The sequence below is a fragment of the Nocardioides psychrotolerans genome, assembly GCF_943371775.1.
GTDB lineage: Bacteria > Actinomycetota > Actinomycetes > Propionibacteriales > Nocardioidaceae > Nocardioides > Nocardioides psychrotolerans_A.
In genome coordinates, this window is record NZ_CALRWD010000095.1 from 1 (window position 1) to 17,032 (window position 17,032).

A 17,032-nucleotide genomic window follows, 5' to 3' on the forward strand; every position below is an offset into this window, starting at 1 on the left:
ACCCTGCCGGATGGCCTCGTCCCCGAGGAAGCGCTCCACGGAGTTGATGCCGACGGCCTCGTCGAGCTGGCCGCGGTTGCAGGAGGTCTCGCACGGGTGGTAACAGACCCGGCCCATCACCGCCGGGAACGGGTTGGTCTCCATGATCGCGCGCCAGGCCCGCTCGTAGCCGGCGTCGCCGGACTCGGCCTCGTAGAGCCAGGACCGGACGTCCTCCCCCGCCGGGCAGGCGCCGCTGCACGGCGGCAGGTTGTCGACGTACGACGGCCGCTCGGTGCGCCAGGAACCGGTCTTGTTGGCGCGGCTGCTGCCGACGTCCAGCGTGATCGCGAAGGGCCTGTCCATGTCAGCGTGCCTCGGTCCCGGGTGTGGCGTCGGTGTCGGTGTCGGTGTCGCCCAGCAGCCCGAAGCGGGCGATGGCCCGGTCGGCGTCGGCCTGGATGCGGGCGACGAGGTCGGGTCGGGGGTGGTCGCCGAAGAGGTGGGCGTAGCGCCCCTGGAGCCGGAGGTAGTCGTCCACCGGCACCCGGTGGCGGATCGGGCTGACCGCGGTGACCACCCCCCGCTCAGCCTCGAAGAGCGGGAAGATCCCGGACTCCGTGGCCAACCGGGCGACCCGGATCGTGTCGTGCGCGGCCGAGCCCCACCCCAACGGGCAGGGCACGAGGACGTGCAGGTAGCGCGCCCCCCTCATGCTCATCGCCCGGGTCACCTTGTCCTCCAGGTCGCGCAGGTTGGCGACCGTGGCCGTGGCGACGTAGGGGATCTCGTGGGCCATCGCGATCAGCGGCAGGTTCTTGCCCTGCCCGAACGCGTTGCCCGGGGTCGGACCGAGCGCCGCCGTCGTCGACGTCCTGGCCGCCCCGGGGGTGGCGCCGGAGCGCTGGACGCCGGTGTTCATGTAGCCCTGGTTGTCGTAGCACACGAAGAGCACGTCGTCGTCGCGCTCGAACATGCCGGAGAGGGCACCGAGCCCGATGTCGACGGTCCCGCCGTCGCCCGCCTGGGCCACGACCCGCGTGTCCTGCCGTCCGCTCGCACGGAGGGCAGCCGCGACACCACTGGCGACGGCGGGGGCGTTGCCGAAGAGGGAGTGCAGCCAGGGCACCTGCCACGAGGACTCGGGGTAGGGCGTCGAGAAGACCTCGAGGCAGCCGGTCGCGTTGACCGTCACCATGTTGCCGTCCGTGGCACGCATCGCGGCGTCGAGGACGTAGCGGGCTCCGAGGACCTCGCCGCATCCCTGGCAGGCGCGGTGCCCGGAGGTGATCGCGTTGGAGCGGTCGGGGCAGGACTGGACCGAGCGGTCCTCGACGGGCAGCAGCCGGTTGCCGGCCGCGTAGGTCCCGACCTGGTAGAGCTTCAGCTCCTGGGTGGTCATCGTGTCTCCTCAGTCCGGTCCGGCGCGCGCGAGCTCGGCCTCGACGACCGCGGTGTGGAGGTCGAGGAAGTGCAGCCGATCGGCGTCGATGCGGTCGGCGAGCACGTCGTCGACGAGCCCTCGCAACGACGCTCGGGTGACCGGTCGACCACCGAGACCGGCCACGACGTCGTACACCCGGGTGGACGTGCCGGCCACTGCCAGGCGCGTGCTCTGGCCCACGATGCTCCCGGCGCCGACCGCGAACGCGCGCTCGACGACGATCACCCGGGAGGCGCCGACGAGTGCTGCTCGCACCGCCTCCGTCGGCCACGGCCGGAAGCAGGTGATGCCGAGGACCCCGACCCTGGTGCCGGAGTGCCGCAGCTCGTCCACGACCTCGCGGAGCGAGCCCAGCACCGACCCGAGGGCGACCACCACGACGTCCGCGTCCTCGGTGCGGTACGGCGACACGAGGCCCGGGCCCCCGCGCCCGAACCGCTCGGCGAAGTCAGCCGCGACCCGTGGGACCTCGTCCAGCGCCCGCAGGTGCGTGGCGTGCATCAGGTACTTCACCTCGGCGAAGGCCTCCGGCCCGACCATCGCCCCGATCGACACGGGGTCGGCCGGGTCGAGGACCTGGCGCGGGACGAACGAGGGGAGGAAGGCGTCGACGTCCGGCTGGTCCGGGACCTCGACCTCCTCCACCGCGTGGGTGAGCACGAAGCCGTCCATGCAGACCATCACCGGGAGCGAGAGCTGCTCGGCGATCGCGAAGGCCTGGACGTGCAGGTCGACCGCCTCCTGGTTGGACGCGGCGAAGAGCTGGATCCACCCGGAGTCACGCATCGCCATCGCGTCGGAGTGGTCGTTCCAGATGTTGATCGGTGCCCCGATCGCCCGGTTGGCGACGGTCATCACGATCGGGAGCCCCAGCCCGGAGGCGTTGAACAGCGCCTCGGCCATGAAGAGGATCCCCTGGCTGGCTGTGGCGGTGTAGCTGCGCACTCCTGCCGCCGAGGCACCGATGCAGGCGGACATGGCGCCGAACTCGGACTCCACGAGCATGAAGTCGCAGCGCTCCAGCGCCCCGGTCCGCACCAGGTCCGACAGTCCCTCGACGATGTGGGTCTGGGGTGAGATGGGATAGGCCGCGACCACCTGGGGTCGGCAGCGGGCGACGGCGCGTGCCACCGCCTGTGATCCTTCGAGCTGCTCAAGCACCGGTCCGGTCCCCCCTGGTCGCCATCACGTGCTCGTGGGCCAGTGCGGCCACCTCCATGTTCGGGAGCGCCAGCGCGCCCGCGAACCGCTCACCGATCGCCCGCTGCACCGCGTCGAGCGAGACGATCCCGGTCAGTGCGGCCAAGGCCCCCAGGAGAGCGGTGTTGGGCAACGGTCGGTGCAGCCGGTCGCGGGCCAGCTCGGTCGCGGGCAGGGTGACGACCCGACCCGGGTCGAGGGACGAGACGAGCTCGTCGATCCCGAGCTCGGCCAGAGGTCGCGACGTGTTGACCAGGAGGTAGGTCCGCGCAGCGACACCGTCGAGGAGCGGGACCTGGTGCAGCAGGGTCGCGTCCTGGATCACGAGCGCGTCCGGGTGCGAGATGGGTTCGTGGAAGGTGATCGGCCGCTCATGGATGCGGCAGAAGGCCACCACGGGCGCTCCGGTCCGCTCCGAGCCGAACGTCGGGAACGCCTGCGCGTGCAGGCCCATGTCGAAGGCCGCCACCGAGAGCATCTCGGCGGCCGTGACGACGCCCTGGCCGCCCCTGCCGTGGATCCTGACGTTGAACACGGCGCGGCTACGGGCGTCCGGCGGCGTCGGCCGCGGCGAGGGTCGCGATGTCGGCCACGTCGTTGATCGCCACCACCTCGAGGTCGGCGCGCTCCTCCGCGAGGCGGAGGAAGGCTCTGCCCACTCGTCCCGTGCCGTTGATGCCGACTCGTGTCATGCGCCGCTCCTCGCCTCGGGTGTCCTCCACGCCCACGATCCGGGGGCGTGGCACCTCCCAGCAGAGGCGAAGGTCACCGCCGGGTGTGACCTTGGGTCGACGACACCGGCCCGCCCACGACGACGACGACGGGGCAGGACACCAGCACGGCACAGGCCTCCCCCACGTCAGGGCGGCGACGGCCGGGACGGTCCGGGTCGGCTTGTCCGACCACGATCATCAACGCATCCGCGCCCCGTGCGACCAGGGCACCGACCGCGGGTGCGTTGTCGATGAAGCTCCGCACCGTCACCGGTGCGGTGCCACTCAACCCGGCGTCGACCAGCACGCGGTCCTGCTCACCGACCGCTCGACCGCGGGGCGCGCAGTAGTGTCCCGGCACCTCGTGGACGAACACGTCGTCAGGGTCGGGCCACGCCGTCACGACGTCGATGCTCCAGCCCTGCTCGGCCGCGTTGTCCAGGGCCCAGCGGAGTGCGACGGCGCTCCTGCTGGAGCCGTTGACCCCCCCACGACCCGCGTGGAAGAAGAGCCCTCCGGCACGGACGGAGCGAGGTGATCGTCCGCGCCGGAGGCCGCAGCGACCGACGTGGCCGGCTCGGCAGGCGAGTCCCTGTGCGTGACCTGGATCGCCTTCGGTGCTGCTGGTCCGACGCCCTGGACGGCGGTGTGCCCCGCGACGCCGAGTCGCCGCACGGCCAGCCGGTCGACCGGGACGGCGTGTTCGCGCTCACCCGTCCTGGACATGACCCGCCCCTTTCGTAGGACCGTGCCTCCATCCCATCGCATGCCCGAGGACGGTGGCAGGGCCCAAGGTCCCGAGCTGGCCCCACGACCGGGGGGACCCAGCACCGTCCGGTCACCGCCTACTTGAGGAGGCGCCCGGACCGCTCGATCACCAGGTCGGGGATCACGACCGGGATGCTGCTGGCCGGCAGGATCTCGACCGGGCATCGGCTGAGCTGGAGCACCCGTCGCGTGACGCCGCCCAGGTGCCCCGGCATCAGGTCGTGAGCACGACGGACGAGCAGCACGAGGTCGGCCTCGTCCCCGGCAGCGACCAGGGCGTCCGCGGGCGAGCCGTGGCTCACCCGGGTCTCGACGGGGACCTCGGGATAGCCCTCGCGCCACTCCTCCACGATCCGATCGAGCATCTGCTCGCCCTCCTCGATCCACTGGTCGGCGTGCGTCCGCTGCTCGATGGCGTCGGCGTAGGGATCCGGCAGGCCCCACGCGTGCAGCAGGACCAGCGCAGCACCCCTGGCGGCGGCGATCTCGAAGGCCTCCGTCATGAGCTCGTCCGCGTGGGACGGGGACTTGATGCCCAGCACGACCCGGCCCGTGGCCGGTCCGGGCTCCCACGCCGCGGGCACGACCACGACCGGGCACTGAGCGCGAGCCGCGATCTTGGCGGTGGTCGCCCCGGTGAGGAGCCGCTCGGCACCCACCCGTGTCTCGTGCCCCACGACCAGGAGCGTGGCACCGGTCGCCGACCGCAGGACGCCGTCGGTCCGTGACCCCTTCAGCAGGTCGGTGACCACCCTCAGCCCCGGATGGAGGACGAGAGCCCGTTCCTGGGCGTCGCGGAGGATCGCGCGCCCCTCGGACTCCACGTCCCGAGGGAGGTAGGGCAGGTAGGACGCCAGGGGCAGGTAGTCGGGACTGACGTGCACGATCCTCAGGTGGGAGTCGCTGGTCCACGCGTGGTGGGCGGCGTACTTCAACGCTCCGGCACTGCGACCCGTGCCGTCCACGGCGACCACCACGGCGGTCTTCTTGGTGCTCATGTGTCTGTCCCCTCGTCGATGCGATCAGCCTCCTCCGACGAGGCGACCCCCAGCAGGGCTCGATCTCCTCAACTCGACAGGACCTTGGTCCCTGTGGCGCGAGCACCCGAGCGCGGATGCTGGGCCGGGGAGGACGACATGACACCTGCGAGGCAGCACTCGGCGACCGGCCGCCACGTGGTGGGCGCCTTCTTCCTGGTCATGGGCGGCGTCCACCTGGGGATCGTCGCAGCGGACCCCCAGTTCTACGACGGGTTCGCCACCGGCGGCCTGTTCCCCTTCGTGCGTGAGGGGTGGGACCACGTCGTCATGGCCCGTCCTGCCGTCTACGGCCTGCTGCTGATGGCGGGCGAGGTCACCCTGGGCACCGCTCTCCTGCTGGGCGGTCGGACGGCGAGGTTCGGCTGGGCCGGGGTGATCCTCTTCCACGTCCTGCTCATGCTCTTCGGGTGGGGCGTGTGGCTCTGGTCGGTCCCAGCGCTGGCGATCCTCGTCCCGCTGGCCGCACATGACCTTCGCCCGGTGTCGCCGGAAGCAGCGTTGCAGGGCGCGGCATGACCGCGGGGGAAGGTGGCCGGGGCCCGACCGTCCCACCCGGCGTCCTGCGGGAGGTCGTCGAGCTGGCCTGTTGCGCGCCGAGCGTGCACAACACCCAGCCCTGGTCGTGGCGCGCGGTCGGCACCACGCTCGAGCTGTACGCCGACCCGCGTCGCCGCCTACCGGCCGCCGACCCGCAGGGGCGCAACCTCGTGATCAGCTGCGGGGCCGCCCTGCACCATGCCCACGTCGCCGCGCGTGCTCTCGGCTGGGAGGCGAGAGCCACCCGGCTGCCGTCCGGTGACCGGTCACCGCTGCTCGCCCGCATCTCGCTCACCCACGCCACGCCTCCCCGCGACGCCACGACGCAGGTCCAGGCCATCCGCGAGCGCCGCACCGACCGTCGGCGGTTCACCTCGTGGCCCGTCCCCGAGCACCAGCTGCGCGGCCTGGCAGACGTCGCCACGGCCTGGGGTGCCGATGCCGTGCCCGTCCTGGATCCGTCACGTCGACACCTCGCCGAGGTGCTCGTCGGGCGCGCCCTTGAACGGCAGACGGCCGACGAGCGACTCGACCGCGAGCAGCTGCAGTGGGTGGACCACGGCGAGCACGACGGCGTGCCGGGTGGCGCCGTCCCCAGGGCCCAGGCGCCGGAGGCCCGCCTGCGCACGCGCTACGGCACGGGAGCACTGGACGAGACCGAGCGAACGGTCGTGGGCACCGACCGGCTGATGGTGCTCCGGGGTGCCCACGACACGGTGGAGTCGTGGCTCCGCTCGGGCGAGGGCCTCAGCGCACTGTGGCTCCAAGCGGCACGTGAGGGACTCACGGTCGTGCCGCTGAGCCAGGTGATCGAGCTGGACGAGACCCGTGAGCAGCTGCGCACCGAGGTCCTGCAGGGAGTCGGGTCTCCTCACCTCATCCTGAGGGTCGGCTGGCAGGCCATCGGGCGCGACGCCGTGCCCCCGACCCCACGTCGCCCGTTGGACGACGTCCTCGTCGGCTGAGCGCCCCCGGACGCGCACGGGGAGCGGCTGCAGCTCGTCAGCGCACCGTGCGCAGCTGCCGTGGCAGGTCGAGCAGACCGTCGAGGGGGCTCAGTCGCAGCTTGGCGTCCACCACGGAGCACCCGATCGAGGTGACGATCACGGGATTCAGGTCCAGCTCGGCGACCTCGGGCACGTCGACCGCCAGTCTCCCCACCTCGACGATGAGCTGCTCCAGAGCACCGGTGTCCAGCGCGGCGGACCCGCGGAACCCCTCCAGCAGCGGTGCGAGCCGGAGACCGTGCACGGCGCGGGCTGCATCGGCCGCGGAGACCGGCGGGACCAGGAAGACCCGGTCGTCCCAGACATCGGTGGCCACCCCGCCCGCGGCCACCATCACCAGCGGACCCAGAGCCGGGTCGCGGACGACCCCGACCGCCAGCTCCACTCCGGCGACCACCGGTTGGACGAGCAGGTCGACCTCGCGACCCATCTCCTCGGCCAGCTCGACCACAGCCGAGTCCACCGCAGCGGCATCCACGAGCCCGACCCTGACCAGGCGTCGCTCGGTCTTGTGCACGACCTCGGCGGCGGTCACCTTGACCACCACCGGGAAGCCGCAGCGGGTGGCCTCCTCGACCGCCGCTTCGGCGCCCCTCACGGTCACGCCCAGCGGGGAGACCCCGTAGGGACCGAGCACCGCACGCAGACCCTGGTGGTCGAGCCAGCCACCGGCAGCGCTGGTCGTCAGTCTCCGTGCCTCGTCCCGGACCCTGCGCACCTCGTCGGAGCCGGTGCTCGGCGGCCAGGCCCTCGGCACGGAGAGCCAGTCGGCATAGCCGGCCACGCGCGCCATCGAGGTCACCGCCGCGGCCACGGAGCGATAGGTCGTGAGGCCGGGATGGGGAGCCTGCCTGATGGCGCCGTGCGGCACGAGCACGACCGGCAGGTCGAGGTGCCCGGCGCGCACCTGGACCAGCGCCCGCACCACCGCGTCGCCGTCGGTGACCCCCGTGCCCACGAGCACCATGACGACGCTGTCCACCTCGCCCGACGACAGGACGGCCTCGAGGATGGCAGCCATCTGGTCAGGACCGGCACCCGCACCGGCGTCCACCGGGTTGGTCGTCCCGGACGTCCCGTGCAGCAGCCCGGCCAGCTCGGCGCGCAGCCCGGCGGAGAGCTCCGGCACCTGGAGCCCCAGGTCGCCCGCCAGGTCCGCCACGAGCACCCCCATGCCGCCGGCGTTGCTGATCACGCCGACACGACGGCCGTGCGGCAGCGGCTGCTCGGAGAGCAGCAGCGCGGTCTGCACCAGGTCTTCGGCGTCGGTGCACCCGATCACGCCTGACTGCGCGAAGAGCGCGCGCACCCCGACGGCGGGCGTCGCCGCCGCCGCGGTGTGCGACGCGCCTCCCCTGCGCCCACCGGCAGAGCGCCCCCCGACCACGGCCAGCACCGGCTTCCGCTCGGAGAAGCGACGAGCCGTCCTGGCGAACTTGCGCGCGTTGCCGAAGGACTCGAGGTAGAGCACCGCCGCCGTCACCGCCGGGTCGTCGAACCAGGCGGCGAGCAGGTCGTTGCCGGAGACGTCCGCCTTGTTGCCGAGCGAGACGAAGGCGCCGACCCCGAGGCCGACCTCGCGGGCCAGGTCCATCAGGACGATGCCGACGCCGCCGGACTGGCTGGCCACGGCCAGTCCGCCGGGGAGCGGCAGGACGTCGTGGAAGGTGGCGTTCAACGAGACCTCGGGATCGGTGGAGACCAGGCCGAGGCAGTTGGGCCCGACGACCCGGATGCCCCGGGTGCGGGCGACGAGCGAGAGCTCCCGCTGGAGCGCGGCCCCCTGCTCCCCCAGCTCCTCGAAGCCCGAGGAGATGACCACCGCGGCCGGCACGCGCGCGTCGGCGGCGTCCCTCAGCGCGGCCACCGCTGCCGTGGCCGGCACGGCGATCACGACCAGGTCCACGCCGTCCGGCACCTCGGTGGCGGAGGCGTGGGCAGCCACCCCGTCCACGGCGCCCGCCGACGGGTGGATCACGACGAGGCGACCGCGATAGCCCCCGGCGCGGATGGAGCGGAGCACCGAGGCCCCCACACCGGTCCCGTCGCGACGCACGCCGACGACGGCGACCGAGCGGGGTGCCAGCAAGGGTCGCAGGGACTGCGCCTCGGCGCGACAGTCACGCGCGTCGGCCGCCTCCTGCTGGGCGGACGACACCGCGGTGGTCATCTCGACCAGGACCACGCCGCTGTCGAGGCGGCGTACGACCTCGAACCCGGCGTCCGCGAAGACGGACAGCATGCCGTGGTTCTCGGGCAGCACGTCCGCTTCGAAGCGGGTGATCCCCCGGTCCCTCGTCAGCGCCGCGAGGTGCTCGAGGAGGAGCGTGCCGAGGCCGTGGCCCCGGAAGTCGTCGGCCACCAGGAACGCCACCTCGCTGATCCCGGGCCGCAGCGGCTCCGCGGTCGCCAGTGCCACCAGGCGCCCGCTCGCCTCTGCCACGAGGGAGAGCGACGTGGGGTCGGCCAGCACGTGGTCGACGTAGTGGTGGGCAGCCTCCCGTGCCAGGCTGAAGAATCGGAGGCGCACGGACTCGTCCGACATCGCTGCGTGGAGGGCGTGCAGTGCCGGGCCGTCGTCGGGCGAGAGCCGGCGCACGACGCCGAGGGTCCCGTCGGACAGGAGCACGTCCGCCGGTGGGAGGGGACTGTCGCCGAGGGGGAGCATCCCCCGATGGTGCTGCCCCCACAGCCCCAGGAGCAGGGCCGTTGGTCCCGACGCACTCGTGACGTCGTCCTCTCACCGTCGCTCGCGGGGCACCGGAGTCTCGAGTGGTCACGTCGACGGACCGTTGGAGAGTGCACGATGCCCGAAGCAGCGCGCCCCCTGACGGCTCCCCCGCCCACCGACGACCTCCTCAGCGCACCGGTCAGCGAGGTCCTCGACCGTCTCGACTGCGACGCCTCCGGCCTGAGCAGCGCCGAAGCCGCTCGCCGACTCGCCGTGGAGGGCCCCAACACCTTGGCGACCCGATCGTCGGGCGGGCTGGTCGGCACGGTGGCCAGGCAGCTCCTGCACCCGTTGGCCCTGCTCCTGTGGTGCGCTGCCGGTCTGGCGCTCACGACCCAGGGCCCGGCCCTGGGGGTGGCGATCCTCGCCGTCATCGCGCTGAACGCGGTCTTCGCCGTGGTCCAGGAACGTCACGCCGAGCACGCGGTCGCGGCCCTGACGGCGTACCTGCCGCGCCACGCGACCGTCGTGCGCGACGGGCGGCACGTCGTCGTGGAGGCTGCCGCCGTGGTGCCGGGCGACGTGCTGCTCGTCGAGGAGGGCGCCGCCGTCAGCGCCGATGCCCGGATCCTTGTCGGTGCCGTCGAGGTCGACCTGTCCACGGTCACCGGTGAGTCCGCGCCCGTCCTGCGGCAGGCCGCGGGCACGGCGCCCTCGCAGCGGGGCGCGCGCCGGGCCGTGGACGCCGAGGACGTGGTCCTCTCCGGGACCAGCTGTGACTCGGGGGCGGCCACGACCCTCGTGGTGCACACCGGGATGAGCACCGAGCTCGGCCGCATCGCGGCGCTCAGCAGTCGCACCACGCACGAGACGAGCCCGCTCGAGCGGCAGGTGCGCCGTGTCGCCTGGATGATCGCGGGCGTCGCCGTGGGCGTCGGCGTCGCCTTCCTCCCGCTGGGCATGGCCGCGGGCCTCAGCTTCACCGAGGCCTCCGTCTTCGCCATCGGGCTCCTGGTGGCCAACGTGCCGGAGGGTCTCCTGCCGACGATCACCCTCGCCCTGGCGGTGGGGGTCAGCGAGCTGGCCCGGCACGGTGGTCTGGTCAAGCGACTGAGCGCCGTGGAGACCTTGGGCTCCACCGACGTGATCTGCACGGACAAGACCGGCACCCTCACGCAGAACCGCATGCAGGTCCACAGCGTCTGGGGGCCGACGGGGCGGTCGACCCCGTCGGCCCCGACGGGCGCCGCCATCGCGCGCGCCCTGCGCACCTGCTCGAGCGCGGACGCGTCGTCGAGCACCGGCGACCCCACCGAGCTCGGCCTCCTCCAGGCTGCCGAGCGGTTCAGCCCCGGCGGTGTATCGCTGGAACGGGTGAGCGTGTTCCGCTTCGATCCCCGCCTCCGACTGATGACCGTCGTGGGTCGCGGGCCCACCGGCTCCGGAGTCGCGTCGCTGGCGTTCACGAAGGGAGCCCCCGAGGCCGTGGTCGCCCGCTGCACCGGCTGGCTCGACGCCGACGGTCGGCCCGTGCCCCTGGACCAGGACGCACGACGCGCGCTCGCCGAACGGCTCGACGACCTGGCCTCCCAGGGGCTGCGGCTCATCGCCTGCGCGGAGCGACCGCTCACGACGACGTACGACGTCCGCGGCGAGGTGGAGACCGACCTGACCCTCCTCGGGTTCGTCGCCCTCTCCGACCCGTTGCGCGAAGCGGTCCCCGATGCCGTCCGCAAGGCCCACGCCGCCGGCATCACCGTGCACGTGATCACCGGCGACAACGGAGCCACCGCGGGTGCGATCGCGCGTGCGGCCGGCATCGCCGGCGCGGCCGACCAGCAGGTCGTGGCCGGGGCCGAGCTCGACGCGATGTCCGACGACGCGCTGGACGCGATCCTCGGGAAGGGCCACGAGATCGTCTTCGCGCGCAGCTCGCCCGAGGACAAGCTGCGCATCGCGACCCGTCTGCAGTCACTCGGCCACGTGGTCGCCATGACGGGTGACGGGGTCAACGACGCCCCGGCGCTGAGGCGTGCGGACATCGGCGTGGCCATGGGCGTCAGCGGGACCGACGTGGCGCGGGAGGCCGCGACGATGATCCTGACCGACGACGACTTCGCGACGATCATCCGGGCGGTCGAGTCGGGTCGACGCGTCTACGACAACGTCCGCAAGTTCATCCTCTACATCTTCGCCCACGCCATCCCGGAGATCGTGCCGTTCCTGCTCTTCGCCCTGTCCGGCGGCTCGATCCCGCTAGGGCTGACGGTGGCGCAGATCCTGATGATCGACCTGGGCACCGAGACCCTGCCGGCACTGGCACTGGGGCGTGAGGCGGCGGAGCCCGGCATCATGGAGCGCCCACCGCGGCGACGCGACGAGAGCATCATCACGCGCGCGATGCTGCTGCGTGCCTGGGGGATCCTCGGCGTCGTCTCGGCCCTCCTGGTCACCGGCGGCTTCCTCTGGGTGCTCATCTCGGCCGGCTGGAGCCCGGGCGACGACACCGGACCCGGCTCGCGGCTGCACGAGGCCTACCTCACGGCCACGACGATGACCTTCGCCGGCATCGTCGCCTGCCAGGTGGGCACGGCCATGGCCGCTCGCACCGAGCGGGTCTCGCTGGTCAGCATCGGCTTCCTCTCCAACCGTCTGCTCCTGCTGGGGATCGGCTTCGAGCTCGCCGTCACCGCGGCAGCGATCTACGTCCCGGCCCTCCAGTCGCTGCTCGGCACCCGCCCCCTCGACGCCGCCCACCTCGCCGTGCTGGCCACCTTCCCCGTCGTGGTGTGGGGGGTGGACGAGCTCTTCCGGGCTGCGGTGCGACGTCGCTCGGACCGAGCGTCGCGCACGGTGCTCGTCGGACTCGGCGAGCACGGTGGGCGATCGCCCTCAGCGACGCCGAGTCAGGCCGACGCCAGCCACGTGTCCGGCCCGAAGACCTCGTAGTGGATGTCGGACTCGCGGACGTGCTGCTCGATCAGGCTGGTGCGGACCTGCTCCATGAACGGCAGCGGACCGCACAGGTAGATCTCCGCGTCCTCGGGGATCGCGACCGCCTCGAGGTCGACGCGGCCGACCTGGAGGACGTCACGGGTCGGGCGGACGCCGAGGTCCTCGTACCACCGGCGCAGGGACGCGGTCGGCATCGCCGCCACGAGCTCCTTCAGCTCCTGCCGGTGAGCGTGCCGTGCCGGTGACCGGTCCGCGTGCAGCACCAGCACCTCGCGGGACGAATCGGTGCCTGCCAGGTAGTGGAGGATGCCGATGATCGGGGTGACGCCGATGCCCGCGGAGATCAGCACCAACGGACGGTCCGAATCCTCGATGACCAGGTCGCCGAAGGGCGCCGAGACCCTGATCTCGTCGCCCTCGAAGAGGTTCTGGTGCAGGAAGTTCGACACCTCGCCGGCAGGACTGTCCGTGCCGTCGTCCGCGTGGATCGTGGGGACGGCCTTCACCGAGATTCCCCACTCACCGGGCTCGAAGGAGCGCGTCAGGCTGTACTGACGGATCTGGCGAGCTCCGTCCGGCAGCGTCACCTGGAGCGAGATGTACTGGCCGGGGAGAGCCTTCGGCAGCGTGCTGCCGTCCGTCGTGCCGAGCACGAAGGACACCGTGTCCGGCGACTCCTGGAGACGACGCCTCAGCACCAGGGTGCGCCAGACGTCACCTTCCGCGACGCCGGTCTCGGCGTAGAGGCGCTTCTCGATGGTGACCAACGCTCCGGCCATGTGCCAGTAGACCTCGTCCCAGGCGGTGGCCACCTCGGGGGTGACGGCGTCACCCAGCACCTCGACGATCGCGGCGAAGAGGTGCTCATGGACGATCGGGTACTGGTCCTCGGTGATGCCGAGCGAGGCGTGCTTGTGGGCGATGCGGGCCAGCACCTCGAGCGGGTCGCGCCCGTCGTCGGCCACCAGGAGCGTGGCGTACGTCGCGACAGCGCCCGCCAGGGCGCTCTGCTGGTCACCCTGGGCCTGGTTGCCGCGGTTGAACAGGTCACGCTCGAGCTCGGGGTGAGCGGTGAGCATGCGCTGGTAGAACACCGGCGTGATGTCGCCGATCGCGGCTCCGATGACGGGCAGCGTGGCCTTGACGACGGCGGCGGACTTGGTGGACAGCATGGGGACTCCGAGACGTTGGGTGCAGGGGGCATGACGACTGTCCCGAGGAGGAGAGCCGCGTGCTCCACACGACCACGCCGCCTCCGGAAGCGGAGGGGGCGAAGGTCCCACCATCACCGGCGAAGGTCATCCCCCTCGGACCCGTCGCCGCGAGCACCCCACGTCCGCCCGGTTCGGGGTGCTGTCCCAGGGCCCAGCCGCGTTCTCGCGCAAACAGAAGTGGCCCCCACAGTCATCACTGTGAGGGCCACTTCTTCTTGTAGCGGGGGCAGGATTTGAACCTGCGACCTCTGGACTCATAGTGTGGTGGTGATTGCTTGCGCCCCTGCTTGCTGCCTTTTGACGCGTAGTGCTCTGACCTGCACAAACGCACCGCGGCAGTCGTGACGGCGCTCACTCCTTTTGATGCCGTCAGACCTCGTTAGGCGGCTTGCGTCGAGGTTTTCGGGGAGTAAACGTGGCATGGCTCGAATCTCATTCGAGCGATGCCCCACGCACCTCAGCGCGACAGCAAGCCGTCTTGTCCCTTGCGACACGCCGCCGGGCGACGGAAGGTTAGTTATCGGTTACCAACCGGCAGACCCGCGACACCGGCATGCCCTGGACCGACCGAACTGATGCTCAGGCAGACCCCGCACTTACCAACGCTCTCAACACGCCTGGGCGGCGGATCCTGGCCAAGGCGTCGGCGCCCGCGGCAGGCCTTAGTTACGTGTGCAGGGACGAGATAGCGCGGCTTGCCCTTTGGCGTCGGTGCCAGCGGTCACAGTGGTTGCTGCGAGCGTGAAGCCTCGCCCGTCGAACTCGTCTTGGAGGACTCCCGTGAAGCTTCGTGCCCTCACTGCCGGTGTCGCCGTCTCGCTGACCGCGGCGCTGCTGACCTTGGGACCCTCTGCCGGCCCCGTGGCGACCGCACCGGCAGCCGACGCGGCCGCCACGGGGTCGACCGTGCCGCGGACGACCACCGGGTTCACCGGCAAAAGGGTGACCATGCGGCTGCGGCGGGCGGTGACGAACCTGCCGGTCACGGCCGAGACACGGCGCGGGTACGACCGGGACAAGTTCCGGCACTGGATCGACGCCAACAACGACTGCCAGGACACCCGCGACGAGGTGCTCGACGCCGAGTCGGTGACCGAGGTGTCGGGCTGTGAGATCACCACCGGCGAGTGGAAGTCCTACTACGACGGCGAGGTGTGGACCGACTCCTCCGACGTCGACATCGACCACCTCGTCCCGCTCGCCGAGGCGTGGGACTCCGGTGCCCGCAGGTGGACCGCCGGCACCCGGACCCGGTACGCCAACGACCTGCGCGACCCACGGCCGCTGGTCGCGGTGACCGACAACGTCAACCAGTCCAAGTCCGACCAGGACCCGGCCGAGTGGATGCCGGAACTGGGCAAGTGCCGGTACCTGCGGGAGTGGGTGGCGGTGAAGATCCGGTGGCGGCTGACGGTAAACCGGCCGGAGAAGCAGGAGCTGCGCGACCGGGCCGCGAACTGCAAGAACACGTTCGTGACGGTCCGCCGCGCCAAGGTGGTCCGCACGGACACCGACGGCGGCGGCGGGACCGCAAACTGCGCGCCCGGGTACTCCCCGTGCGTGCCGCCCCCACCGCCGGACCTGGACTGCTCCGACCTGGACGGCCCAATCAAGGTCACCGGGTCCGACCCGCACCACCTCGATGGCGACGGAGACGGCTGGGCCTGCGAGTCCTAGGCCCCGCGCAGAGTTGGTCAGTCAGTCAGTACTACGACCTGTGATCACTTGTTCGCATAGAACTCGAACTGGGCAGCTAAGGGAAACCCCGGCCATTGGCCTGGGTCGCCGATGGACCGGCGATTGGGTCGCCGCGATTCCGGCTGATTTGGTGAACGTGCGCGGTCTCATGTCAGCGGGGATGCCGAGACGGCGCAGCGCACCGCTGTCGCACGAGTCAGCGGGCGAGCGCGTCGATGGCCTGGCCGCCGAGTGATCCCGCCTTAGTGTTTCGTGTCCCGACAATCCAGTGTCCGGGTCAAGTCCCGGCTGCAATCCACAGTTCGCCCAGGTCAGCGCATGGCACCCGATGCTCGAAGTGGGCACTGAATCCGAAGTAGAAGCATTGGGGCAAACGATCAACCTCCGACGTCCCTCATGTCCGCCTTCCAGGAGAGCTTGAATCGCCCCGGGTCTGATGGAGGCTCTCAATCCATGGAGGATGAGAGTCATGGCAGCACCCAGGAAGTACGGCGACGAGCTGCGTGAGCGCGCAACCCGGATGGCCGTCGAGTTGAGGCGTGATCCTGCAACGAGGTCTGGCGCGATCGCTCGAGTGGCCGGCCAGCTCGGCATGCATCCGGAGACCCTGCGCAACTGGGTCCGACAGGCCGAGATCGACGGCGGCAACCGGCCCGGCACCACGACCAGCGATGCGGAGCGGCTGGCGCAGCTGGAACGCGAGAACCGTGAGCTGCGGCGGACCAATCACATCTTGAGGACGGCCTCGGCTTTCTTCGCGGCGGAGCTCGACCGCCCCACCAGCAAGTAGTCGCCTACATCGACGCCCATCGCCACGACGTGGTCGATGGGCGCGAGGTCGGGGTCGAGCCGATCTGCGCCGCGCTGAAGGAGGCCGGCGTGCAGATCGCCCCGAGTGGCTACTACGCATCCAGGACCAGGCGACCGTCGGCGCGCACGATCCGCGATGCCGAGCTGGTCGAGGACATCAAGATCGCGCACAGGGTCAACCTCGGTGTCTACGGTGCCCGGAAGGTCCACGCCGAGCTCAACAGGGAGGGCGTGAAGGTCGCCCGCTGCACGGTCGAGCGATTGATGCGTGCCGAGGGACTGCGTGGGATCCCGCGCGAGAAGACCCGCAAGACCACCATCGGCGACGGTGCCGAGACCGAGCGCCCGGAGGACTTGGTCGAGCGGAAGTTCATCGCCACAGCACCGAATCAGCTCTGGGTGGCAGATCTGACGTATGTCCGCACGCACGCCGGGTGGACCTACGTCGCGTTCGTTCTTGACGTCTTCAGCAGGATGATCGTCGGCTGGCAGGTGTCCACCAGCCTGCGCACCGATCTGGCCCTCGACGCCCTCGACATGGGCCTGTGGACCCGGCAACGCGCCGGCCAGGACGTCACCGGCCTGGTGCATCACAGCGATAGGGGCGTTCAATATCGAGCGATTCGCTACACCGAACGGCTTGCCGAAGCCGAGGCCGTCGCGTCAGTCGGATCGCGCGGTGACAGCTACGACAACGCGATGGCCGAGGCGCTCAACTCGCTCTTCAAGGCCGAGTGCATCCGCAACCCGGTCATGCGCCCCAAGGGCGGCTGGAAGTCCGTCGGTGACGTCGAGATCGCCGTCGCCGAGTACGTCGACTGGTTCAACCACAGACGCCTGCACGGCGAGATCGGGCTCGTCCCGCCCGCTGAGTTCGAGGCCAACCACTGGACCCATCAGCAACCCAGAGTCGGACCCCAGCACTACCCTCAGACACCGGTCCCGATCGGGGCTGGTTCCAAGTAACCGAGCCTCCACGAAACCCGGGGCGATTCA

At 71.3% G+C, this 17,032-nt stretch carries 11 protein-coding genes and 3 pseudogenes; 5 read left to right on the forward strand and 9 right to left on the reverse strand.

Features of this window, described 5'->3' with window-relative positions; translation table 11 throughout:
- The 7 genes and pseudogenes from AAG827_RS19865 to AAG827_RS19895 form a co-directional block, all read right to left on the reverse strand.
- Positions 1 to 345 (reverse strand): annotated as a pseudogene (locus tag AAG827_RS19865) (glutamate synthase); the annotation flags it as partial.
- A gap of 1 nt (position 346) precedes the next feature.
- Entirely contained in the window at positions 347 to 1,381 is a 1,035-nt protein-coding gene (locus AAG827_RS19870) for a thiamine pyrophosphate-dependent enzyme (protein ID WP_341927951.1), read from the reverse strand.
- Positions 1,382 to 1,390: 9 nt separating this feature from the next.
- A complete protein-coding gene (locus tag AAG827_RS19875) occupies positions 1,391 to 2,554 on the reverse strand; it encodes a transketolase C-terminal domain-containing protein (RefSeq protein WP_341927952.1) in 1,164 nt (387 codons plus the stop codon).
- A 22-nt stretch (positions 2,555 to 2,576) separates the two neighbouring features.
- Positions 2,577 to 3,158 (reverse strand): 2-oxoacid:acceptor oxidoreductase family protein, encoded by a 582-nt coding sequence (locus AAG827_RS19880; protein WP_341927953.1) that lies wholly within the window; start codon positions 3,156 to 3,158, stop codon positions 2,577 to 2,579.
- Between the two features lie 34 nt (positions 3,159 to 3,192).
- Positions 3,193 to 3,315 (reverse strand): annotated as a pseudogene (locus tag AAG827_RS19885) (glyceraldehyde 3-phosphate dehydrogenase NAD-binding domain-containing protein); the annotation flags it as partial.
- A gap of 73 nt (positions 3,316 to 3,388) precedes the next feature.
- Positions 3,389 to 3,811, reverse strand: a pseudogene (locus tag AAG827_RS19890) (universal stress protein); the annotation flags it as partial.
- 370 nt (positions 3,812 to 4,181) lie between these two features.
- Positions 4,182 to 5,102 (reverse strand): universal stress protein, encoded by a 921-nt coding sequence (locus tag AAG827_RS19895; protein WP_341927954.1) that lies wholly within the window; start codon positions 5,100 to 5,102, stop codon positions 4,182 to 4,184.
- A 138-nt stretch (positions 5,103 to 5,240) separates the two neighbouring features.
- Between AAG827_RS19895 and AAG827_RS19900 the strand changes: the two genes are divergently transcribed.
- On the forward strand, positions 5,241 to 5,660 hold the full coding sequence (locus AAG827_RS19900) for a hypothetical protein (RefSeq protein ID WP_341927955.1): 420 nt from the start codon (positions 5,241 to 5,243) through the stop codon (positions 5,658 to 5,660).
- The gene (locus AAG827_RS19905) at positions 5,657 to 6,646 is read left to right on the forward strand and encodes a hypothetical protein (protein WP_341927956.1); all 990 of its coding nucleotides are present in this window, start codon (positions 5,657 to 5,659) and stop codon (positions 6,644 to 6,646) included. The genes AAG827_RS19900 and AAG827_RS19905 overlap by 4 nt, the downstream gene beginning before the upstream one ends.
- A gap of 37 nt (positions 6,647 to 6,683) precedes the next feature.
- Here AAG827_RS19905 and AAG827_RS19910 read toward each other — a convergent pair whose 3' ends face one another.
- The gene (locus tag AAG827_RS19910) at positions 6,684 to 9,356 is read right to left on the reverse strand and encodes a GNAT family N-acetyltransferase (protein WP_341927957.1); all 2,673 of its coding nucleotides are present in this window, start codon (positions 9,354 to 9,356) and stop codon (positions 6,684 to 6,686) included.
- 138 nt (positions 9,357 to 9,494) lie between these two features.
- On the opposite strand from AAG827_RS19910, the gene AAG827_RS19915 reads away from it, so the two are divergent.
- On the forward strand, positions 9,495 to 12,308 hold the full coding sequence (locus AAG827_RS19915; RefSeq protein ID WP_341927958.1) for a cation-transporting P-type ATPase: 2,814 nt from the start codon (positions 9,495 to 9,497) through the stop codon (positions 12,306 to 12,308).
- On the opposite strand, the gene AAG827_RS19920 is transcribed toward AAG827_RS19915, so the two are convergent.
- On the reverse strand, positions 12,266 to 13,486 hold the full coding sequence (locus AAG827_RS19920; protein WP_341927959.1) for a globin domain-containing protein: 1,221 nt from the start codon (positions 13,484 to 13,486) through the stop codon (positions 12,266 to 12,268). The two genes, AAG827_RS19915 and AAG827_RS19920, sit on opposite strands and share 43 nt — an antisense overlap.
- An 822-nt stretch (positions 13,487 to 14,308) precedes the next feature.
- Here AAG827_RS19920 and AAG827_RS19925 point away from each other — a divergent pair.
- Both AAG827_RS19925 and AAG827_RS19930 read left to right on the forward strand, forming a co-directional pair.
- Positions 14,309 to 15,205 (forward strand): DUF1524 domain-containing protein, encoded by an 897-nt coding sequence (locus AAG827_RS19925; RefSeq protein WP_341927960.1) that lies wholly within the window; start codon positions 14,309 to 14,311, stop codon positions 15,203 to 15,205.
- A 490-nt stretch (positions 15,206 to 15,695) separates the two neighbouring features.
- Positions 15,696 to 17,002 (forward strand): IS3 family transposase gene (locus tag AAG827_RS19930; protein ID WP_341927961.1). Its coding sequence is split into 2 segments (ribosomal slippage): positions 15,696 to 15,975 and positions 15,975 to 17,002, totalling 1,308 coding nucleotides; the frame shifts between segments, so codons are not numbered across the junction.
- Positions 17,003 to 17,032: the final 30 nt, after the last annotated feature.